Source organism: Novosphingobium sp. AP12, from assembly GCF_000281975.1.
Taxonomy (GTDB): domain Bacteria; phylum Pseudomonadota; class Alphaproteobacteria; order Sphingomonadales; family Sphingomonadaceae; genus Novosphingobium.
The window spans coordinates 37,006-57,757 of record NZ_AKKE01000122.1; the positions used below are offsets into that span (position 1 = coordinate 37,006).

Annotated in this window: 24 protein-coding genes; 11 read left to right on the forward strand and 13 right to left on the reverse strand. The window is 68.7% G+C overall.

All coding sequences use genetic code 11. The features are described from left to right. Window positions 1-17: 17 nt before the first annotated feature. Complete coding sequence (gene motA / locus PMI02_RS16760) at window positions 18-902, reverse strand: flagellar motor stator protein MotA (protein WP_036504266.1); 885 nt, start codon at window positions 900-902, stop codon at window positions 18-20. A gap of 174 nt (window positions 903-1,076) precedes the next feature. Between motA and PMI02_RS16765 the strand changes: the two genes are divergently transcribed. Continuing rightward, window positions 1,077-1,442, forward strand: a complete 366-nt coding sequence (locus PMI02_RS16765) for a flagellar biosynthesis regulator FlaF (RefSeq protein WP_007684992.1) — start codon at window positions 1,077-1,079, stop codon at window positions 1,440-1,442. A 2-nt stretch (window positions 1,443-1,444) separates the two neighbouring features. On the opposite strand, the gene PMI02_RS16770 is transcribed toward PMI02_RS16765, so the two are convergent. From PMI02_RS16770 to PMI02_RS16790, 5 genes are all read right to left on the reverse strand, one after another. After that, a complete protein-coding gene (locus PMI02_RS16770) occupies window positions 1,445-2,317 on the reverse strand; it encodes a DNA-directed RNA polymerase sigma-70 factor (RefSeq protein WP_007684994.1) in 873 nt (290 codons plus the stop codon). Window positions 2,318-2,507: 190 nt separating this feature from the next. Further along, a complete protein-coding gene (locus tag PMI02_RS16775; RefSeq protein ID WP_007684996.1) occupies window positions 2,508-3,467 on the reverse strand; it encodes a hypothetical protein in 960 nt (319 codons plus the stop codon). Continuing rightward, window positions 3,464-3,901, reverse strand: coding sequence for a hypothetical protein (locus tag PMI02_RS16780; protein ID WP_007684997.1), 438 nt, complete (start codon window positions 3,899-3,901; stop codon window positions 3,464-3,466). Before PMI02_RS16780 ends, PMI02_RS16775 begins: the two co-directional genes overlap by 4 nt. Beyond that, a complete protein-coding gene (gene fliI, locus PMI02_RS16785) occupies window positions 3,898-5,235 on the reverse strand; it encodes a flagellar protein export ATPase FliI (RefSeq protein WP_007684999.1) in 1,338 nt (445 codons plus the stop codon). The genes PMI02_RS16780 and fliI overlap by 4 nt, the downstream gene beginning before the upstream one ends. Window position 5,236: 1 nt before the next feature. Then, window positions 5,237-5,665, reverse strand: coding sequence for a flagellar biosynthesis repressor FlbT (locus tag PMI02_RS16790; protein WP_007685001.1), 429 nt, complete (start codon window positions 5,663-5,665; stop codon window positions 5,237-5,239). Window positions 5,666-5,850: 185 nt separating this feature from the next. Here PMI02_RS16790 and flgE point away from each other — a divergent pair, with 185 nt between their 5' ends. From flgE to PMI02_RS16805, 3 genes are read left to right on the forward strand one after another with little or no spacing between them, the layout of a single operon-like run. After that, window positions 5,851-7,191 (forward strand): flagellar hook protein FlgE, encoded by a 1,341-nt coding sequence (gene flgE / locus PMI02_RS16795; protein ID WP_007685003.1) that lies wholly within the window; start codon window positions 5,851-5,853, stop codon window positions 7,189-7,191. A 29-nt stretch (window positions 7,192-7,220) separates the two neighbouring features. Further along, window positions 7,221-9,314, forward strand: a complete 2,094-nt coding sequence (gene flgK, locus PMI02_RS16800) for a flagellar hook-associated protein FlgK (protein ID WP_036504269.1) — start codon at window positions 7,221-7,223, stop codon at window positions 9,312-9,314. A gap of 10 nt (window positions 9,315-9,324) precedes the next feature. Then, window positions 9,325-10,233, forward strand: a complete 909-nt coding sequence (locus PMI02_RS16805; protein WP_007685007.1) for a flagellin — start codon at window positions 9,325-9,327, stop codon at window positions 10,231-10,233. A gap of 15 nt (window positions 10,234-10,248) precedes the next feature. Here the strand turns inward: PMI02_RS16805 and PMI02_RS16810 are convergent, their stop codons facing one another. Together PMI02_RS16810 and PMI02_RS16815 are read right to left on the reverse strand one after the other, a co-directional pair. Continuing rightward, window positions 10,249-12,009 carry a hypothetical protein gene (locus PMI02_RS16810; RefSeq protein WP_007685010.1) on the reverse strand — a complete coding sequence of 587 codons (1,761 nt, stop codon included), beginning with the start codon at window positions 12,007-12,009 and terminating at the stop codon, window positions 10,249-10,251. Further along, window positions 12,006-12,275: a hypothetical protein gene (locus tag PMI02_RS16815; RefSeq protein WP_007685012.1), complete on the reverse strand. Its 270-nt coding sequence runs from the start codon at window positions 12,273-12,275 to the stop codon at window positions 12,006-12,008. Before PMI02_RS16815 ends, PMI02_RS16810 begins: the two co-directional genes overlap by 4 nt. Before the next feature lie 83 nt (window positions 12,276-12,358). Between PMI02_RS16815 and PMI02_RS16820 the strand changes: the two genes are divergently transcribed. Next, window positions 12,359-12,784, forward strand: coding sequence for a hypothetical protein (locus PMI02_RS16820; RefSeq protein WP_007685014.1), 426 nt, complete (start codon window positions 12,359-12,361; stop codon window positions 12,782-12,784). Here the strand turns inward: PMI02_RS16820 and PMI02_RS16825 are convergent. From PMI02_RS16825 to PMI02_RS16840, 4 genes are read right to left on the reverse strand one after another with little or no spacing between them, the layout of a single operon-like run. Next, complete coding sequence (locus PMI02_RS16825) at window positions 12,759-13,346, reverse strand: MotE family protein (RefSeq protein ID WP_007685016.1); 588 nt, start codon at window positions 13,344-13,346, stop codon at window positions 12,759-12,761. The two genes, PMI02_RS16820 and PMI02_RS16825, sit on opposite strands and share 26 nt — an antisense overlap. Beyond that, complete coding sequence (locus PMI02_RS16830) at window positions 13,343-13,801, reverse strand: DUF6468 domain-containing protein (RefSeq protein ID WP_007685018.1); 459 nt, start codon at window positions 13,799-13,801, stop codon at window positions 13,343-13,345. The genes PMI02_RS16825 and PMI02_RS16830 overlap by 4 nt, the downstream gene beginning before the upstream one ends. Beyond that, window positions 13,798-14,775 (reverse strand): flagellar motor switch protein FliM, encoded by a 978-nt coding sequence (gene fliM / locus PMI02_RS16835; RefSeq protein WP_007685020.1) that lies wholly within the window; start codon window positions 14,773-14,775, stop codon window positions 13,798-13,800. Before fliM ends, PMI02_RS16830 begins: the two co-directional genes overlap by 4 nt. Continuing rightward, entirely contained in the window at window positions 14,772-15,296 is a 525-nt protein-coding gene (locus PMI02_RS16840) for a flagellar basal body-associated FliL family protein (RefSeq protein ID WP_007685022.1), read from the reverse strand. The genes fliM and PMI02_RS16840 overlap by 4 nt, the downstream gene beginning before the upstream one ends. A gap of 125 nt (window positions 15,297-15,421) precedes the next feature. On the opposite strand from PMI02_RS16840, the gene PMI02_RS16845 reads away from it, so the two are divergent. The 6 genes from PMI02_RS16845 (at window position 15,422) to PMI02_RS16870 (ending at window position 20,071) form a co-directional block, all read left to right on the forward strand. Next, window positions 15,422-16,165, forward strand: coding sequence for a flagellar hook-basal body complex protein (locus PMI02_RS16845; protein ID WP_007685025.1), 744 nt, complete (start codon window positions 15,422-15,424; stop codon window positions 16,163-16,165). Window positions 16,166-16,199: 34 nt separating this feature from the next. Beyond that, the gene (flgG, locus tag PMI02_RS16850; RefSeq protein WP_007685027.1) at window positions 16,200-16,985 is read left to right on the forward strand and encodes a flagellar basal-body rod protein FlgG; all 786 of its coding nucleotides are present in this window, start codon (window positions 16,200-16,202) and stop codon (window positions 16,983-16,985) included. 5 nt (window positions 16,986-16,990) lie between these two features. Then, window positions 16,991-17,422, forward strand: a complete 432-nt coding sequence (gene flgA / locus PMI02_RS16855) for a flagellar basal body P-ring formation chaperone FlgA (RefSeq protein ID WP_007685029.1) — start codon at window positions 16,991-16,993, stop codon at window positions 17,420-17,422. A 14-nt stretch (window positions 17,423-17,436) separates the two neighbouring features. Then, window positions 17,437-18,201, forward strand: a complete 765-nt coding sequence (gene flgH, locus PMI02_RS16860; RefSeq protein ID WP_007685031.1) for a flagellar basal body L-ring protein FlgH — start codon at window positions 17,437-17,439, stop codon at window positions 18,199-18,201. A 300-nt stretch (window positions 18,202-18,501) separates the two neighbouring features. Further along, window positions 18,502-19,371, forward strand: a complete 870-nt coding sequence (locus PMI02_RS16865) for a flagellin (RefSeq protein WP_007685032.1) — start codon at window positions 18,502-18,504, stop codon at window positions 19,369-19,371. Between the two features lie 379 nt (window positions 19,372-19,750). Then, complete coding sequence (locus tag PMI02_RS16870; protein ID WP_157222560.1) at window positions 19,751-20,071, forward strand: hypothetical protein; 321 nt, start codon at window positions 19,751-19,753, stop codon at window positions 20,069-20,071. A 9-nt stretch (window positions 20,072-20,080) separates the two neighbouring features. On the opposite strand, the gene PMI02_RS16875 is transcribed toward PMI02_RS16870, so the two are convergent. Beyond that, window positions 20,081-20,746, reverse strand: a complete 666-nt coding sequence (locus PMI02_RS16875) for a flagellar hook assembly protein FlgD (RefSeq protein ID WP_007685037.1) — start codon at window positions 20,744-20,746, stop codon at window positions 20,081-20,083. Window positions 20,747-20,752 lie beyond the last annotated feature (6 nt).

Here is a 20,752-nt window from a genome sequence, read left to right on the forward strand (position 1 = left end):
TCCGTCAGCGCCGCAGGTCAGGCCGGAGCGGCATTGAGCTGCTCTTTCACCACCTCGAGCGCGGCTTCCATCTGCTGGAACGAGGGCGCGTGAGGCGAGGGCGTCATGCGGCGGGCCAGTTCGATCGCGACTTCGGTGGGCTGCTCCTGCGCGTGGCCGACGATGGCGGTCTTGACGATCAGGTAGGGCTTGAAGTCGGCGTCGATGATCTGCTGCAGCTTCTGCGCGATCGGGCCGACGAGGCAGTAGGCCAGCAGCACCCCGAGGAACGTACCGACCAGCGCGCCGCCGATCATCGCGCCCAGAACTTCGGTGGGCTGGTCGATCGAACTCATCGTCTTGATGACGCCCAGAACGGCCGCGACGATGCCGATCGCGGGCAGGCCGTCCGCCATCATCTGGATGGCGTGCTGCGGCGCCAGTTCCTCCTCGTGGTGGCGCTCGATGTCGCCCTCCATGGCCTCGGCAAGCTGGTGCGGGTCCTCGAAATTGACGGTCATCATGCGCAGGTAGTCGCAGGTGAACTCGATCAGCTCATGGTCCTTGAGCAGGTTTGAGTAACGCGAGAAGATCGGGCTTTCGGTGGGCGCGTCGAGGTGCGGCTCGATCGCGTTGGCGCCGCCTTTGCGGAACGTCGCAAGCAGTGTGTAGAGCAGCGCGAGAAGGTCGCGGAAGTCCGCTTCCTTCCACCGGTTGCCCTTGAACACGCGCAGCACGCCGGCCCAGGCCTTCTTCAGCGTCGTCACGGAATTGCCGAGCACAAAGGCCCCCAGCGCCGCGCCGCCGATCGCCAGCAGTTCGTGCGGCAGTGCGTGGAGGATGACCCCCATGCTGCCGCCCGACATCAGGAAGCTGCCGAAGACGCACAGCAGGATGACGACGAGGCCGACGATGTTGAGCATGGAAGGGGGTCCGCAAATTCGGCCGCGCATCCCGGCCCTCTGGCTTAGTTATAGGACACTCGGGCCGCTTACGGTGCCGGCCGCCGCATTTTCCGGCGCCGCTGCGCAGGCTGCGTCCGCTTGCTCCGCTTTCGTCCTATATGGTGGAGGCGTCCCATCGATGCCGGAGCCCCAATGTCCGTCAATGCCTACGTCCGCGCCCAGAAGGTCGCCGCCACGCCCCGCAGCACCGAGTACCGGCTGATGAGCGAGATCACCGGCGAGATGATCGCCGCGCGCGACGCGGGCCTCAGCGGCGTCGGCCTTGCCCCCGCGCTCCACCGCAACCGGCAGGCCTGGGGCATCTTTCGCAACCTGTGCCAAGCGCCCGACAACGGACTGCCTGCGGAACTGCGCGCCGGGATCGTCTCGCTCGGCCTTTGGGTAGACAGGTACACCTCGCTGGTCATCACCGGCCGCGACACCATCGACGAGCTGATCGCCGTCAACCGGGCCGTCATAGACGGACTGGCGAACGAGAACGGCGGCGCTGCGGCCTGACGTCAGTGGGCCAGCATCGCGTCCCGGTACTCGGCCATGAGCGCGAAGCGCGGATCGACCACGGCCAGGTCGCCCATGGCCTTGGCCGCACGCTTGGCGACCTGCCGGACGCGCTCGCGCAGCTGTCCGTTGTCGTCCTCGCCGAGGTCGAGCGGGGCGATCTCGAACAGCCTGCCCTCCACGACCTGCCGGTTGTGCTCGAGCCGCTGCTCCAGTTCGGCCACTTCAGCCGGGTCGAGCGGCGGACGGCCACTTCGCCGCGCGGGCAGCGGTTCGGGTGCAACCCGCTCCGCGCGCGTCGCCTTGCGGGGCTGGGCGCGGCGGCGGATGCGTTCGAGGCCGGAATTGCGCAAGTGGTCGACATAGCTTTCGGTCAGCGCCTTCATCGCCGCGCGGGCAAGGTACTCGGACGCCCCCGCCTCGGTACGATCGAGAGCATCCTCGTCGGCGATCGCGGACAGGATGGAAAGTCCCTCGCCGTCGTCGCCGCCGGTGATCGCGTCGAGCGAGACCGTGGTCGCCTCGACCTTGCGCGCCGAGGGACGCTGGTCGGTCATCACTCGGAAGCGCAGGCTCTGCAGCTCACCGCGGATCTGCCAGTTCACGAAAGTCGTGAACTGCGCCTTATCCGGGTCGTAGCCCTGGATCGCGCGGTGGATGGCGATGGCGCAGACCTGTTCGGCGTCATCCCAGTGCCCGGCGAGGCCGTACTGGCGGATGAAATGGCGGATGCGCGGCGCGATCAGCTTGGTGATGCGGAAGAAGGCGCGGTCGACCTCGACCCGCTGGCGCCGCGTCTGCGGCTCGCCATCCGGCGGCGTATTGGCCCGGACCGTAGCGACCGCGGACTCCAGGGCAGCAGTGATTTTCGACATGGCGAACCCCCGTGGCACGCGAAGCCCCTTGCGCCGCACCCACTGACCCAGAATCTATTCCTATAATTCGGGAACCAACAATCCTATATGTGAGTTATCCACCGACGTGCGTCCGCACGTTGCGGGTCTCCTTAATGCCCGGCAGTCGCAGTCTTGGCGAAAACCCCGGCTACACGGCGACGTTATAGGATCAGGCGAAGCGATCCGGTCGTACATGGCGTCCCACATAATCGAGCAGCCAGGTCCGATGCGCGGCCACCGCACCTCCCGCCTGAGTGATCCGGCGCTCGGCATTAGCGCCGCCCACTTGCGCGCCTAGCAACCGGCGGGCACGGTCCGGCTCCAGCCCCCCCGCAAGGAAGCGCCGGGCATCGCCGAGACCGAGGTGGTGGCCGAGGTAGGCCGCGCGCGCCACCTCCGAAACCTCACCGCTGATCCGCACCCCGGACCCGCGCAGAGCCTCCAGGTTGGCGCTGGCGTAGTCGGCGACGGTCTCGATCGACGCGCGCGGATCATAGCGAAGCGCCAGCAGGGCGCCCCGGCTCTCGGACTTCACCCGCCCCTTGCCGTCGAGCCAGCCGTTCGCCTGCGCCTGCGTATTGAGCCAGGTTCCGGCCCGCTCGGCCTCGCCTTCCCAGCTTCGGTTCAGGAATTGGCCAAGCCCGGCGGCGCTCGACCGGGGATTGCGCGAATAGGGTTGCCAGCTTCCTCCGGCGCCCTTGGCCGCCTCGGCATCGACGATCGCGGCGAGCGCTGCAGCCGGCACCCCGGTGCGCGCGGCGGCAGAGCCGAGCATCCCGGCATAGCGCGCGTTCGGCCCGTCTTGCATCGCCTGCACGGCGGCCGCGTCATTGGCGACAGGAACGGACACGGGAAGCTCGGAGGTCGCCGCGACGGTGGTGTCCGTGGCAGCGGCGTGAGCCTTGGGGTCCAGCAATGCCAGCAGCGCGTCCAGTCCGAGCGGCGCGGCCTTGCCGGTCGCGCCCGACTGAGCCGGCTGCTCGCGCGCGTCGCCATCCGCGTCACCCAGCGCGGCACGCCACAACCGGCCCGAAAGCTCGCTGCGCGCCTCGCTGTAGATGAGCCGCGCCTTCTGCTCCGGCGTGAGGTTCGTGGCTGCGAGGCCCGTGGGCTGTGCGCCGTCGATCATCGCGGACTCTCGCGGCGGACGATGCGAAGGGTCTTGAGGAAGGCTGCGGCGCTGAGATCATCGCTGGTCGATTGCTCGGCCGCCGCCTCGGCCCGCGCGGTGTCGCGGCGGTAGTCCTCGGCCGCCGTTTCGATCCCGCGCAGGGTACCGTAGGCATCCACCGCCGCATCGCGCAGCCGGTCGACCCGCGCCTGGACCTGCGCCTGCAATGAGCCGAGTTCGCGCCCTTGCCCGCGCATCCGTCCCTGCCATGCCGGGGAGGCGAGCGCGAGGTCGGTCCCGGCGACTTGCGCCTCCGCTCGAAGTGCCGCCTGTACGCGGGCCCTCTCGCGTTCGAGTTCGCCGAGCGTCCCGGCCTCTGCGCGTATGGCAGTGCTTACCTCGTCGAGTTCACGCTGCCGCACGCGCAGCGCGGCGTCATAAGGCGTCTTCATGCGGCGATCTCCGGGTCGGGGGCCAGTATGGCCGACAGCGCTTCAAAGTCCGGCGCGGCGAAGCTGCGGGTCCGCCGGTCCTGCCACAGCAGATCTTCGATGCGCGGGGCGAGGGCGACGGCGCGGTCCACTTCGGCGCTTGCCCCCACACGGTAGGCGCCGAGCCGCACCAGCTCCTCCATGTCCTTCCACGTCGCCAGCTCGCGCCGGGCGGCGAGGCGGATGACGTTGTCCTCCTCGCTGAGGCAATGCGGAAGCGTGCGTGAGATGGAGCGCAGCACGTCGATCGCGGGATAGCGCCCCCGCTCGGCGATCTGACGGGTAATGACGACATGGCCGTCTAGAATCCCGCGGACCGCGTCGGCGACCGGTTCGTTGTGATCGTCTCCATCGACGAGCACCGTGAACAGGCCTGTGATCGTGCCCTGCCCCGGCAGCCCCGGCCCGGCACGCTCGAGCAGCCGCGGCAGTTCGGCGAAGACGGTGGGCGTGTAGCCCTTGGTCGCGGGCGGTTCACCGGCGGCCAGGCCGATCTCGCGCTGGGCCATGGCGAAGCGGGTGACCGAGTCCATCAGGCACAGCACTTCGGAGCCCGCGTCGCGGAAATGCTCGGCCACCGCGAGCGTCGTCCACGCCGCCTGCCGCCGCAGCAGCGCCGGCTCGTCCGAGGTGGCGACGACGACGACACTGCGGGCAAGACCCTCTTCGCCGAGGTCGTCCTGGATGAATTCCTGCACTTCGCGCCCGCGCTCGCCGATCAGGCCGATCACGGCGACGTCGCACTCGGTCCAGCGCGCCAGCATCGACAGCAGCGTGGACTTGCCCACGCCTGACCCCGCGAACAGGCCAAGCCGCTGGCCCCGGCACAGCGGCGCGAACAGGTCGAGCGCACGCACGCCGGTCTCGATCCGAGAGCCTACCCTGGCACGCGCCGAGGCGGGCGGGGGGGGCGCCTTGATGCGGCGCTGGACAGGGCCCTGCGGCAGCGGCCCCTTGCCGTCGACCGGCCGTCCGAGCCCGTCGACCACCCGCCCGAGCCAACCGGCGCAGGGGCGAATGCCGCCCTGCCCGGCCGCAAGGTCCGCGCGCGAACCCGAGGCAATGCCCTCCGGTTCGTTGAAGGGCATGCAATGGGCGATGCCGTGATCCAGACCGATCACTTCCGCCTCGACCGTCCCCCCGGGCGAGCGCAGCGTCACGCGCGACCCGATGCGCGCGGCGCCTGCCAGTCCGTCCACCTCGATCAGGGCGCCGCGCACCGAAACCACGCGGCCATAGCGCTGATCCGGCGCCAGCATGCGCAAGCCAGCAGCGGCGGCGGCGAGACTGGTCATGTCAGGCGGCGGGATAGGCCGCTTCGGGTTGCCCGGCAATGGAAACGCGGGCCAGCGCATCGGCCTCGTACCCGATCAGCCAGCGGCATTCGGCTAGCGCCTGGTAGAACTGCCCCGTCGCTACCTTCTCCGCGAACCGGACGCACACCGCCTTGGCCTCAGCCGATTGCAGCGCCGACATCAGCGCCTCCAGCCGCTCGAGCAGTGTCTGCTGGTGGCGCGTGATGTCGGCGGGGTCGATGTAGGCCATCATGCAGGCGAAATAGAGCTGCTTGGCCGGGGTATCGGCGTCCTGCGGCTTCATCACCTCGCGCCCGCGCAGGATCGTCGCGCCGTTCTCCAGGACGAGATCAGTGCGGCCCACGGCGCGCAGTACCGCGCCGTTCACGATCACCGGCTCGCCGTTACGAAGCGAAATGCGAAGCGTCATTGTCAGAAAAGCCCCATGAAGACCGCTTCATTATAGGAGCCACGAAGCGCGTTGCGTCGCAGGTGGGCAATTTTTGCCGCATCATTTTTCCTGGGCACGCAAAGTCCGCCCTGGCCCATTCCTTCCTACAATACCTGTGTCCGGTCCGCAGGCTGCCGCCCGGCCGCACGCACAGGAGAATATACATGAGCCTCTATTCCGCTCTCTATGCCGGCGTTTCCGGTCTCAGCGCGCAGTCGAGCGCCATGGCCACTGTCGCGGACAACATCACCAACGTGAACACGATCGGCTACAAGGGCGTCTCAGCGCAGTTCGAAACGCTCGTCACCGGCGGCAGCTTGACCGGCAACTACTCGGCGGGCGGCGTTTCCGCCACGCCCAAGGCACTGATCTCGAAGCAGGGGCTCCTGCAGGCATCGAGCAGCCTGACGGACATCGGCATCGACGGCGCGGGATTCTTCGTCGTGCGCACCAGCGCCGGCGCCGACGGCGCGACCGCCTATACCCGCGCCGGATCGTTCACGACGGACTCCTCGGGCTACCTGCGCAACACGGCGGGCTACTACCTGATGGGCTGGCCGCTCGACGCGCAGGGCAAGTACGTCAACAACGGCAGCGAAAGCGCGATGCAGCCGATCCGTCCCAACGCGCTGACCGGCGCGGCGACGCCGACCACCGCGATCCAGCTGCGTGCCAACCTCGACGCCACCGCCGAGCCGGTCACCGGCTACACCGCCGGGGACATGGCGAGCGGCGACGTGACCCCGCAGTTCGCCCGCTCGGTCGAAGTCTACGACGCGCAGGGGTCCGCCCACACGCTGACGTTCAACTTCGTCAAGACCGGCGCAAACACCTGGCAGGCCGAGATCACGGGCGACCCCGCCGACATCACGAGCTTCAACGATGCGAGCGGCAATGCCGTGACCGTCGATCCCGCCGCGACAAAGCCGGTGATGATCGCCAGCAAGACCGTCAGCTTCAAGCCCGACGGCAGCCTCGACCTCGGCACCGACACCTCGCTGTTCGGCGATCTTCAGGTCGCATGGTCAAACCAGGCCCAGGCCGAGCCGATCACTCTCGACCTCGGCGCCAGCGGACAGTTCAACGGGCTGACCCAGTTCGGCAGCTCGTCGGCGCTGCTTTCCTCGACCATCGATGGCGGCATGCTGGGCACGGTGGCCTCGGTGAAGATCTCCGACACCGGCGTCGTCAGCGCCGTGTTCGACGACGGCACCTCGCGCGCGATCTACCAGCTGCCGCTGGCGACCTTCCAGAACCCGGACGGCCTGACCCGCATCAGCGGCAATGCCTACCTGGTCTCGGAGCAGTCGGGCAACGTCGCCATCAACGAGCCCGGCACGGTCGGCGGGGGCAAGATCTCGGCCAGCATGCTCGAAGCCTCGAACGTGGACCTCGCTGCCGAATTCTCGAACATGATCCTGTTCCAGCGCGCCTACAGCGCTTCGTCGAAGATCATCACCACGGTCGACGACATGCTGCAGGAAGTCAGCAACCTGAAGCGTTGACGCCAGCCCCTTCAACGGCGCCCTGACGCGTGTCCATCAACTCCATCCTCAGTTCCGCCATGTCGGGCCTCGCGGCCTCGCAGGCCGGGATGCAGACGGTCTCGACCAACATCGCGAACGTCTCCACCCCCGGCTATGCGCGGCAAAAGGTTTCGCAAAGCGCGTCGGTCGCGGGCGGCAACGTCAACGGCGTCGTGGTCGGCGAGCCCGCGCGGGTGGCGGACAAGTTCCTTGAGAACGCAGTCTACCAACGCGCCGGGAACGCCGGCCGGACGGACGCGGCGTCTACCTATCTCGACCGCCTGCAGGCGCTGCTCGGCGCCCCCGATTCTGCGTCTGGGTTGTCGGCAAGGCTGACCGCGATCTCCAGCTCGGTCTCGGCCATCGCCGGGCTCCAGGGCTCGCCGGAAGCGGTCGCGATGTTCACCGGCACCGTCTCCGACACGCTCGACACGCTGAGCGGCCTGCAGGGCGACGTTGCCAACCTGCAGGCCGACGTCGAGGGCGAAGTCTCGGACACGGTCGACCGGGTCAACGTGCTGCTGCGCAAGATCCATGACCTCAACGGGGAGGTCTCGCGCCTGCAGGGCCTCGGCCTCACCACCTCCGGGCCTTCGGACGAGCGCATGTCGGCGCTGGAGGAACTGAGCGGCCTCGTCGATGTCAGCGTGCGCGAACAGCCGGACGGGCGCGTCACCATCGACACCGGCTCGGGCCAGGTGCTCCTCGACAAGCGCCTGCGCCAGCTGAGCTATCCCACCGGCGTCTCGGCATCGCAGGCCAGCTACGCCCCGATCGATATCCGCTTCGCCGATGCGGACGGGACGATGAAGGCGTCGACCGGCGAGAAGATCGATTCCACGGCGGTGGGCGGCAAGCTCGGCGGCCTCATCGACATGCGCGACCGCGCGCTGCCCAATTTCTCCGAGCAGCTTGGCCAGCTGTTCAGCGGCCTTGCCGAAACGCTCAACAAGGTCGCCAACGAGGGCACCACCCTGCCCCCGCCGCAGGTGTTGACCGGGCAGGCCAACGGCCTCGTCGGCAGCGACCGGCTCGGCTTCACCGGCAAGGCGACGTTCGCGGTGCTGGCGAAGGACGGGACGCTGGTGGCGAAGACCACCGTCGATTTCGATGCGCTCGGCGCCGGTGCGACGGTGGACGACGCGGTTGCGGCGATCAACGCCGGCCTCGCTCCCACAGCCAGCGCGAGCTTCACCGACGGTGTGCTGTCGATCGGCGCGGCCTCGTCCTCCTACGGCGTCGCCGTCGCGCAGGACACCGATGCCCCCAGCGACCGCGCCGGAGTGGGCTTCTCGCAGTTCTTCGGGCTCAACAACCTGATCCGCTCGAACGACAGCGCACTGGCGCCGTCCGGCTTCACGGCCGACGATCCGCACGGCTTCGGCGCAGGCGAGACCGTACAGGTCGTGCTGCGCGATGCCTCGGGCAAAGTCCTCGCCAGCCAGACCCTGAGCGGCGACACCGGCTCGACCTGGGGCGACCTCGTCGCCGACCTGAACGCGGGCTCGCTGGGCGACTACGGCACATTCGCGCTCGACGACCGCGGGCGTGTGGCCTTCACGGCCAATGCCGCCGGCGCGGGAGCGACCGTCTCCATTCCCTCGGATTCGACCGACCGCTACGGCACCGGGCTCTCGTTCTCGGCGCTGTCGGGCCTGACCGGAGCGGCAAGCGGCCTGCGCACGGCCGAGGTGCCCGCCGCGATCCTCACCGACACCACCCGCCTGCCGCTCGCCCGCCTCCAGCTTGACGCGGCCGTGGGCCAAAAGGCGATCGGCGCGGGCGACATCCGCGGCGCCAACGCCTTCGTCGATGCACTTGCCGCCACCGCGGACTTCGGGAAGGATGGCAAGGCGACCGTCTCGATGTTCGCCAACCGCCTGCTCGGCAGCGCGGGATCGCAGGCATCGCTGGCCAAGACCGCAGCCGCCGACGCTGCCGCGCGTCTGAGCGACACGGTCAACCGGCGCGATTCCTATTCCGGCGTCAACATCGACGAAGAACTGGCGCAGATGGTCGTGCTGCAGAACAGCTACTCCGCTTCCGCGCGGGTGATGACCACCGCTTCGCAGATGTACGACACCCTGCTGAACATGCTGTGAGGACACACCCATGACCCGCGTGGCCACCATTCCCCTCCAGGCGACGCTTTCGGGCGCGATCCAGCGCTCGCAGCAGAACCTCGCCGCCAGCCAGCTCCAGCTCGCCACCGAGAAAAAGGTGACCGACTACGCCGGGCTCGGACTCGATGCCGTGCGCACGCTGTCGGCGCGCTCGATGCTGGCGACGCAGGAGACCTACAAGACCAACATCGGCCGCGTCTCGACCACGCTTTCGCTCTACCAGGCGAACCTCGAGCAGATCGACAGTTCTGTCTCGGACCTGCGCGAAGAGCTCTACACCGCGATGGGCACGGGCAATTCTCCGGGCCTCCAAGGCATGATCAAGGACGCCTTTGCCGACCTGCGCGCCTCGCTGAATGCCAAGGAGGCGGGCATCCCCCTATTCGCGGGATCGCAGACCTCGGCCACGCCTTTCCTTCCCGAGAGCCTCGAGGACACCATCGGCCTCGACCCGGCGGACGCCTTCGCCAACGACAGCGTGCGCCAGTCCACGCGCGCGGGCGACGGCGTCAACGTCGAATACGGCATCGGCGCCAGCGAAGTGGCGTCCGGCCTCATGCCCGCCTTCCGCGCGCTGGCCGAGGCAGGACCCTTCGGCGAGACGCTGACCGACGACCAGAAACAGGCCATCGCCGACGCGCTCGATCTGCTCGACACCGGCATCACCCAGGTCCGCTCTGCCAACGCGGGCAATGGCCGCAAGCAGGCGCAGGTGGAAACGCTCAGCGACCGCGCACAGGACCGCGTGGACCTTCTGACAAAGGTGATCGGCTCGGTGGAGGACGCGGACCTCGGGCAGGTCGCCATCGACATCACCCAGCGCCAGACGGTCCTGCAGGCCAGCTACTCGGTCTTCGCGCAGCTCAATTCGATGTCGCTGGTGAACTTCCTGAAGTGAGGAAGGCGCCGGGCATCAACCCTTCTTGCCGCTGACCGGCGCGCTCTCGAGCAAATCCGCGAAATCCCCCACCGGACTGGCCGAGGGGATCGCCGCCATGGCCTGCGCCAGCTTGCCGGGGTCGACCGCGCCTGCCGACCCGGTCAGCATCTCGAACACCGGCGCGGAGGGCAGGCCCCTGAACGCCGCGCCGTAGCGCGCGTGGAGCCCGGCCAGGGCATCCTCCCGCCCGAGCATTGCCTGTGAGATCGCATGGCGAAGGACCTTCGCCTGTGCCACCGGATCAAGGCGACCGCCGCGCGGCAGCGCTGCGGCGGAGACCTCGGCGTAGCGCGACCATTCGCGGCGCTGCCACAGGATTTCGCTCTGCAGCGCGCCGGCGTCGGGCATGTCCTGCAGCACCGCCAGCGCCTCGTCGACGCGGCCGACCTGGGTGAGCGCGGCCGCCTCAACGCGCTTGCGTTCACCCAGCATCGCGTCCGGCAAACCCGGATCGTCGGTCTCGCGCAATGTCTTCAGGGCACGTTCCGGCCGCCCGGCGAGAATGTAAAGGCTGGCCACCCGCGCCGAGAGGGGGCCGCGCGCGAGGTCGCCGGCGCGCTGCATGAGCTGGTAAGAGAGCAGGTCCGCCGCCCGCTCGTAGAGCCCCGCCTGCTGCAACCGCCCGGCAAGGCGGCTCGCCATCAGGTCGCCCTCGGCTCCGACGGGCGCGAGATCGCGGTAGTCCCAGTAGAGCCCGGCGGCCCGGTCCAGCGGCAGCTTTCGCGCAGGGTCGAGCGCGGCCGCCAACTTGGCGCGCAGGGAGGGCAGGAAGTCCGCCGCCTGCCGCGCCGGGTCGTGATACCTCACCATCGCCGCTCCCGCAGCGAGCGCCCCGGTCAGATCGCCACCCTCGTCCGCAAGGCGATAGCTCAGACGCAGGGCCCGCTCCTCGATCGCATCGCCGCGCCAGGCGTAGCGGATTTCGTCGAGCTGTTTGCGGGTCACGTCCGGCTTGATCGCCTTGGCCGCGACCTGCCCCTCGATCTCGCTCAGCCGCGCATCCATGCGCTGCTCGGGCGTGCCGGACTGGGCGACGCGGGCGAAGCGCAGGCGGGCCTCGTCGGGGCGGCCGAGCGCCAACTGGGCCCGGCCACGCAGGAGATTTGCGGCGGGATCGCGGTCGGGCAGCCACGACAGCCAGTGCAGCGCCTTGTCAGGCGCGCCGCCCTCCACCCCGGCGCGCGCGGCGGCGAGCACGAAGGGGGCGCCGCGGGGGCGCCCCAGTGCGGAGGCAGCGCAGCCCAGCTGTTGCAGCGCCTGCTCGGCAAGCTGCCCCTGCGACAGCGCGCGCATCCGCCAGAGGCATGCCTCGGGGTTGGTGCGCAGGCCCGGCATGTCGAGCGCGGCCAGCGCCTCGTCGGCGCGGCCAAGCTGGGTCAGCGCGGCCCCGCGCGCGAGACGGTAGGCATCGACCATGCCGAGGTCGGGGTCGTCCAGATGCATGACGTCCAGCACGCCGAGCGCCTCGGCCCCGCGTTCGCCCGCGATCAGGCTGCGGGCGTAGTCCCAGCGCACACCCTGCCGGTCGGCGGAGGGGGCGGTGGACAGGCGGTGCCATGCGTCCTTCTCGGCCATCGCCGTCCATGCCGAAGCGCCCGCGAGCGGTGGACGCTGAGCCAGTTCGGCGGCGAAGCCGGCCAGGCGCGCGTCTCGTGGGCTGTCCGAAACCGTCGGCGGCGCCATCGAGGTCGTCCAGACCAGCGCGGCGCAGGCCAGCAGGCGGGCGCGGTTCACAGCGGCGGTTCCGCGGCGAGACCTGAGACGACGAACAGCGCGCCGCCGATCGCGCAGCCGACCAGGAACAGGCTCAACGCGCCCGCGATCCACAGCAGGCTCGTGCCCTCCACCGCCTTTGGCGCAGCGACCGATGCAGCGCCAACCTCCCCCTGCGGCTCGTCGGAGCGGCGCCGCGCGGGAGTCGGCGCGGCCGCCCCGTCGGCGGAACGGATCGCGCCGGAGGACACGACCCGGACTTTCGCCGGACGCCGATCGCTGCTCATCTGCACGGGACTCCTCAAGTTTCGTTCTATTATAGAAGGACAGCCTGCCCTGCGGACGGGCCGAGCCGCTGCCGGAGTCCTCGATGCCCTTTGCCGTCCCCTACTGCCGCCTGCTTGCGGCGCTCCTGCTGGCGGCGACCATTCCTGCGCAGGCGGCAAACACCGATCCGCGCAACGCCGCCGAACTGCTGCCCGTCGATTCCTCGTTCCTCGCGCTGGAGCCGATCGACGCGCCGATCGTCGATGGCGGCCGGGTCGATGGGGTGCTGCACGTCACCCTGGTCGTGCAGGCCAAGTCGGAAGAGGCTGCCGCCGCGCTGGCGAAGCGCATGCCGGAACTGCGCGCCGCCGCACTGCCTGCGGCGATCGAGTTCGCCCGCCTGCGTGCCTCGCGCTTCGCGCCGGTGGACGTGACGCACCTCGCCGCGACGATCGCCCCGCCGGTCAAGGCGGTCGACCCCGCCATCGACAAAGTGCTGATCGTCAGGGTTTCGGCGAGCGAGCGTTAGCGCCGCCGGCCGGCGTCGGCACGCGCTTGACGACGTTGCGCCCGGCCAGCGCCATCGACAGCTCGACCGCCGCGCCCGGCGACATGTTGGCCATGATCTGCGCCGTCGCCCGCTCACGCATGCGGGTAGCGACCTGCTTCTGCACCTCGATGTCGAGCTTTTCGAAGATCGGCCCGGCGCGGTTCGGTTTCATCGTCTGGTAGATGCGCGCGAGATTGTCGTAGGGCACCTGCGCCCCCGGCGCACCGGCACTCCCCTGGGCCCCCCCGGCGGGCGCTGCGGCGGCTTCGGCCTGCTGTTGCTTGACCTGCCCGGCGAGGCGCGCCTCGCTCGCCCGCACCGCCTGTTCGCGCATCTCCAGCTTGCGGCGCTCATCGGCGGCGGTGCGGTCGCGCCGTGTTGCCGCGTCCTGCAGCGAGGTGCCGAGGCGGCTCGAGGCTCCCGCGCCGGTCTCGGTGATATCGGGCGCGGCTGCGAACGCAATCGCGTTGGCGACGCCCGCCGTCACCGCGAAGCCCACCATGAGCCGCGTCGGCCGGGTCAGCGCCCCGAGGCCGATCATGCCACCGCGCTGCCGCGCGAGAAGTGCCCGGCCGAGAGGCCCAGCACCTTGCCGCCTGCCTCCGGGGCATCGTCGATGAAGATGTCGTCGCTGCGGGCCGGGCGACGGCGGATGCCCGCCTCCACGGCCTGTGCCTGCCGCGCGGCGTCCATGATGCGGTCGGCGACGGCGTTGCCGATATCGACCATGTCGGCCAGTTCGTCGCGCATCGCCTCGGCCGAGGCCGAACCGTTGGAGCGCGCCGCCACGTCGGTGGAGAGGACGTGCCGAAGGTCGGTCAGCACCAGCCGCGCGTGCTGCGTGGCCGCGTCGAGCTTGGCCACCGCTTCGTCGAGGCCGCTGCGGCGAAGCGCGCGGATGCGCCGGTCGATCCGCACACTCTGCACCAGTACGCAGAGGCACAGGAGGACGAGAACGAGATTGATCACGGTCGCGAAAGTCATTCCAGCGATCATTTCGGATACCCCTTGGCGATGTCGGTGGCCATGCGGATGGCGATGTTGCTCGAACGCTGGCCGATGTGCGCGCGGCCCAGCGGCACGCCGCCGCAGTGGACCTGCAGCGCGTCGTCAGGGCTGTGGCTCAGCGCGATCGTCTGCCCGACCTTCAGGTCGCGGACCTCGCGCAGGGACATCATCTTTTCGCCCAGCACGACGTCAACGGTGACCTCGGTATTGTAGAGTTCGCTGGCCATGTGGGCGGCCCATATGTGATCCCGGCCCAGCTTCTCGCCCATGAAGCGCTGGAGCAGCTTGTCGCGCACAGGCTCGATCGTGGCATAGGGCAGCAGGATCGAGAACACCCCGCCGCGCCCTTCCATCGACACCCGGTAGCTGGCGACGGCGGCGGCATTGCTCGGCTCGGCGATGGCGGCGAAGCGCGGGCTCGATTCCATGCGCTCCAGCCCCATGGTGACCGCCGCGATCTCTTCGAAGGCCAGCGCCAGGTCGTCGAGCGCCATCTGCACCACGCGGCTGACCAGACCCATCTCGATGGTCGTGAACGTGCGGCCCTCCGGCGGCGGCGTGCGCGTGCCGCCGCGTCCGCCAAGCAGGGCATCGACGATGGCGTAGATCAGCCCGGCATCGACCGTGACCACACCGTAGCTCTCCCAGGGCTTGACCTGGAACACTCCGAACAGCGCCGGGAGCGACATGTGCCCCATGAAGTCGCCGAAGCGCACCGACGTGATCGCCTCGAGATTGACGTCGATGGCGTCGGACGTGAGGTTGCGCATCGAGGTCGCGAAAGTGCGCACCATGCGCTCGCATACGACCTCCAGCATAGGCAGCCGTTCGTGGCTGATGACGTTGGATTCGAGCACCGCCTTGAGGCCGTGCCCGGTGCCCGGCGATGCGACGGGCTCGCCGTCCACCGCCGCCAGCCGGATCACTTCGGGCTTCTCGGGGGCCTCCCGGTCCACGGTCATTGCTGGATCAGGTCCTGGATCAGCACGTCGCGGACCATGCCCTCGCCCAGCGCCGAGGCGGAGCGGCGCATCATCTCCTCCTTGATACGGAAGACGGCGGCGGCGCCATTGAGATCGTCGGGGCGCAGCTCACGCAGGAACGGCTGCAGTGCGTCTAGCACCACCGGCAGCCGCGCCTTGACGGCCTCGGTCTTGCCGTCGGCGGCGACGATGATGAAGCGCAGCTTGAGAAACTTCGCCTGCGCCCCGCCGCCGCGCAGATTCACCATCATCGGCGGCACTTCGATGTAGGAAGCGGAAGGGTCAGCCTCGGCCGCTCCTTCGGCGGGAGCCTCGGCGTGCTTCCCTTCCTCCGCGTGCTCCGCGCGGCCGCTCGTCTGCATGTACCACCAGACACCGCCGGCGCCCGCGAGCATGCCGGCCACGACGACGGCGATCGCGATCAGGCGGGCTTTACCGCCCTTCTTCTTCGTACCGGCGTCTTCCACCGGCACGACGTCGATCACTTCGTCGCTGGCCACCTGTCACCCCTAAAATCACGCCACGAAGTCCGCGCGCGCGGTTTCATTCCTATATATAGGATTGTTGTCCGGTCGGAGCCCCTTCCCGCCGGTTTATACCGAACTTTTTCCTGAAGGTGCCGGCAATGGACGTCTCCTCCTTCGTGCTGCTGAGCCATGAGCAGGCGCTGCGCCGCCAGCTCGACGTGGCAGCGAACAACATGGCGAACGTCTCCACCACCGGATACAAGCGCGAGCAGGCGCTGTTCCACGAATACGTCGAGAATACGCAGGATGCCCCCGTCCAGGATGCGAGGAAGACCTCGTTCGTGCTCGACTACGGCGCCGTCCACGACATCGCGCAGGGTGCTTTCCAGGCCACCGGCAACCCGCTCGACGTCATGATCGAGGGGCCGGGCTATCTCAACGTCCAGCTGGCGGACGGCTCCACCGGCTACACCCGCGCGGGCTTCGTCAAGGTGCTCGAAACCGGCGAGCTTGCGACCTCCGGCGGCCAGCGCCTGCTCGACGAGAACGGCCGGCCGATCACCGTCCCCGCCGAGCAGATGGGCAACGTGACGATCACCGCAGACGGCTCGGTCATGGCGGGCGAGGAGCCGGTGGGCCGGCTCGCCGTCACCAGCTTCGCGGACGAGAACATGCTGGAGGCGCGCGGAGACGGCATGCTGACCGGCACCGGCGGCCAGCTGATGACCGCCGCGCAGACCAAACTGCGCTCCGGCGGCGTCGAGGCGTCCAACGTCGAGGCGATTTCGGAGACCACTCACATGGTCGAGATCCTGCGCTCCTACCAGACCAGCCAGCGCCTCTCGTCAGACCTCGCCGACATGCGCCGCCGCGCCATCGACCGCCTCAGCAAGCTGGGCTGACCCCCCGCACCCCCAACTTCACGAAGGAGCCATCATGCGTTCGCTCTCCATCGCCTCGACCGGGATGCTCGCCCAGCAGACCAACGTCGACGTCATCTCGAACAACATCGCCAACATGAACACCACGGGATTCAAGCGCCAGCGTGCCGAGTTCCAGGACCTGCTCTACCAGCAGGTCGAGCGCCCCGGCGCGGCGACCAGCCCGGACGGCACCAAGGTCCCCTCGGGCATCCAGATCGGCGCGGGCGTGAAGACCGGCGGCGTCTACCGCATCACCGAGCAGGGCGCGCTGACCAGCACGGGCAACGCCTACGACATGGCGATCGACGGCCCCGGTTACTTCCAGGTCGCGCTCCCCTCGGGCGAGATCGGCTACACCCGTGCGGGCTCGTTCCAGCTTTCCGACCAGGGCGAGCTCGTCACCACCGACGGCTACCGCGTCCAGCCCGACATCACGATCCCGCAGGGCGCGCTCAGCGTCACCGTGTCGAAGACCGGCGAAGTGCAGGTGAAGCTGGCCGGACAGGCCGAGATGCAGACGGTCGGCCAGCTCGAACTCGCGACCTTCATCAACGAGGCGGGCCTCGAAGCCATCGGCTTAAGCCTGTTCATCGAGACCGGCGCCTCGGGCCAGCCTTCCGTCTCGACGCCGGGCCAGCCCGCATTCGGTACGCTCAGCCAGGGCTTCATCGAAGCATCGAACGTCAACCCGGTGTCCGAGATCACCTCGCTCATCACCGCGCAGCGCGCCTATGAGATGAACAGCCGCGTGCTCAAGACCGCCGACGAGATGTTGCAGACCTCCACCCAGACGGTCTGACGGCGATGCTTGCCGCCGCTCTCCTCCTTGCCGTCACCCCGGTCGGCGCGCCCGCCACCGAGGCTGCGCCGGTGCTCGCCCGCACGGTCGAGCGCGGCGAAGTGCTGTCGAAGGCCGATTTCGAGACCGGCCGCGTGCTGCCGACCGTCGCCCGCAACGCGCTGAGCCCGGCCGAGGCGGCGGGGCAGGAAGCCACGCGGCGGCTCAATGCGGGCGCCCCGGTGCGCGCGGCCGATCTTGCCGCCCCGCGCCTCGTGCGGCGGGGGGAGACGGTGACGATCGCGCTCGTAGCCGGGAACCTGCGGATCACCTCGACCGGCCGCGCGCTGGCCGATGCCGGGCGGGGCGAGCCGGTCCGCGTGCTCAGCCTCGCCACCAATCGCACGCTCGAGGGCGTGGCGCTGGCCAGCGGCGAAGTCCGCATCGCCGCGCAGTAAGGAAGACCCGCGTCATGACCTCCCGTTTCGCCCCGTTATCGTGCCTCCTCGCCTCGGCCTCGCTGCTGGCGGGCTGCGGATCGGTCGGCCGCCTCCAAAACGTGGGCAAGGCGCCGAAGCTGACCGAGGCGGGCGAGCCCGTGGCGCCGCGCATCGAATCCTCGCTCGGTAACCACGTCGCGCCCGAGGGCGGCGACCCCAAGGTCGAGGACGCAACGCGCGGCGCCTCGCTGTTCCGCACCGGCGGCGGCGCCTTCTTCCGCGACCAGCGCGCCTCGCGCGTGGGCGACATCGTGACGATCCGCATCAACATCGCCGACAACGCCCGGGTCGACAATACCACCACCCGTACCCGCAACGGCAGCGAGAACGCCGGCATCGCCTCGCTGCTCGGGCTGGAGAGCCAGCTCGGCAAGGTCCTGCCGGGCAACCCCGATCCCGCCAATCTCGCCAGCACCAGTTCCAAGTCGAGCGCGACGGGCGCGGGCAACACCTCGCGCTCGGAACAGATCAACATGACCGTCGCCGCCACGGTGACGGGCGTGCTGCCCAACGGCAACCTGGCGATCCGCGGCAAGCAGGAAGTGCGCGTCAACTTCGAACTGCGCGAACTGGTCGTCTCGGGCGTCATCCGCCCCGAGGACATCGCCCGCGACAACTCGATCCGCCACAGCCAGATCGCCGAGGCGCGCATCAGCTACGGCGGGCGCGGCCAGCTCACCGACGCGCAGCAGGCACGCTGGGGCCAGCAGATCTACGACGCCCTGTTCCCGTTCTGAGGCTTGCCAAGGGCGCCATGGGAGCGCTTTTCGGCTTTCCGAGCGCCGCGACCCAAGACGCACCTAAGCTGACATGGGACCGACATGCGCAGCCGCGGAGCTGACGCGAACAGCCGGTCCGTGCGCAGTCCTCCCGACTCCTCTCTATCGGACCGGATGAAAGTTTTAGAGGATGAGTCCAAGCCCTTCATTATCCTCCTAGAATAATCCTGCACCCGTCTATTTCGGGACCGCACGGGCGGCAGCGTTTCTTGCCGTCAGGCCGCAGAATCGGCCTGTGACCTAGAAGGGAAAATTGAAATGGCGTTTTCGGTAAACACCAATGCTGGTGCCATGGCCGCTCTTCAGAGCCTGAACAGCACCAACCGTTCGATGGAAACCACCCAGAGCCGTATCACCACGGGTCTGAACGTGGCGTCCACGAAGGACGACTCGGCGAAGTACACCGTCGCCCAGACGCTCCGCGGCGACCTCGGCCAGTTGAACGCTGTCACCAGCTCGCTCAACAACGCCAAGAGCGTTTCGGACGTGGCCGTTGCCGGTGCCGAGCAGATCTCCGACCTCGTCAACCAGATGAAGTCGAAGACCCTCGAGGCATCGGACGCCGGTCTCGACGTTGAAAGCCGCACTGCAATCTCGAAGGATCTGGTCGCCCTCAAAAAGCAGATCAACACGATCATCGATGGTTCGGACTTCAACGGCGTCAACCTGCTGAAGGATGGTGGCACCACCGACGGCGCAGTGAGCGCCCTGCAGTCGATCTCGAGCGACGATACGCTTTCGATCGCCAACCAGGGCTTCACCACGCTTGCCACCGCAGCCTTCGGCGATTCGGCTACGGACACCACGATCACAGCTCTCGAAGATGCCGATCCGGCAGCGGGTGCGACGGCCGCCTCGGACTTGTCCGACGAGCTCGACACCTTCTTCGATGCCGTGAAGACCAGCCTCAGCGATCTCGGCGCGGCTTCGCGTCAGATCGATGGCCAGCTGACCTTCAACAGCAACCTGACCGACGTGGTGACGAGCGGTATCGGCAATCTCGTCGATGCCGACCTCGCCAAGGAATCCGCGAGCCTTCAGGCCCTTCAGGTCCAGCAGCAGCTGGGCGTGCAGGCCCTGTCGATCGCCAACCAGGCACCGCAGACGCTTCTTTCGCTCTTCCGCTAAGCGGGGGATCGAAGGCCCTTTCCGGTATGCCGGAAGGGGGATTTCGGAAAGGCCGGGACGGCAGGTTCGTCCCGGCCTTTCTTTTTTGCCGGAGCCTCCGCGCGCGGCATCCATCGATTAAATTTTGGCAAGGGGCCGCTCGCCGGTCGGCGCATTCGGGCCCTCGCCGGATCGCATGCTCCTGTTATCAACGCATTGTTTCGGCTGCCCGCTTTTCTGAGCGTCGGTGTCGTATAGAGACATCCGCATCGTCGACTGGTGAATTTTCAGGTCATCATTGACGGTACGGGGGCCACAAGCCTCTCGGGTCCGGGGGCACGGACTGTACAACGGTCTGAAGTACTTTGAGAGCGCGATGGCGAGCAATTCAGGTTGGGGCTTGGGCAGCGGCACTGTCCAGGCTCCGGGGACGCAGCAGGACTATTGGTTTTCGCTGAAGCTGCGGGTCGATTCCCCGGCCCAGCTCTGGCAGGCTGCCGCCTTGCGCTGCCTCAGCCAGACCGAATTGAGCCAGGACGAGGTCGAGGACCTCATCGGCCCCGCCGACGACCCTTCCATCGCCGACTGCCTGATGCTGCTGGCCCTGCCCGAGCGGCTGCCCGGCTGCACCCGCCTCGATACCGCGCTGGTCCCGGCAGGCACGCCGGGAAGCGCCGCTCAGCCGGCCTGCGAACAGGACGACGCCTTCGTCCAGCGATAGGGCAGCAGCTCAGTCCGCCGCCGCTGCCTTCAAACCGACGAGGCCCGAGGCGGACAGGCGGATGCCGTTCACGCCGAGCAGGATGCCGGTGCCGTCGGTCACGACGTCGTCGACCACGCCGATCGAGTTGATCGTGGTGTCGAGGCTCGCCCCGCTGGCATCCTTCGCGGCGATCGAAAGGGTGTAGGCCCCCGCCGGAGCCTTGCTGCCGTCGGACTGGGTGCCGTCCCACTGGTAGGCCCCCTGCGCGTCGGGTTCGAGCTGCACGGTCGCGACGGTGCCGCCCAGTGCGTCCTTCACCGTTGCCGTGATCGTGCCCGGAGTGCCGTTGACGTAGTAGGTCCAGCTGGCCGGGCCATCCCCGAGGCCCGAAACCGGCGAATCGAAGCGCGCCTCGCGGCCGATGTAGCTCGATGCCTGCGCCATCTGCTGCGAGAGCATCTGGCCCAGGATGTCGCCCAGCGCGCCGGTCTGCTGGATCGACTGCTCCACCTGCGAATACTGCACCAGCTGCGCGGTATATTCCGATGTGTCCATCGGATCGAGCGGGTCCTGGTTCGTCATCTGCGTGGTCAGCAGCTTGAGGAACAGGTTATAATCCGTCAGCAGGCCCGCCGACGAGGCCGCCGTGGCGGTGCTCTTGGTGGTCGAGGCGGTATCGGTAACCGTCGTCATTGTCCT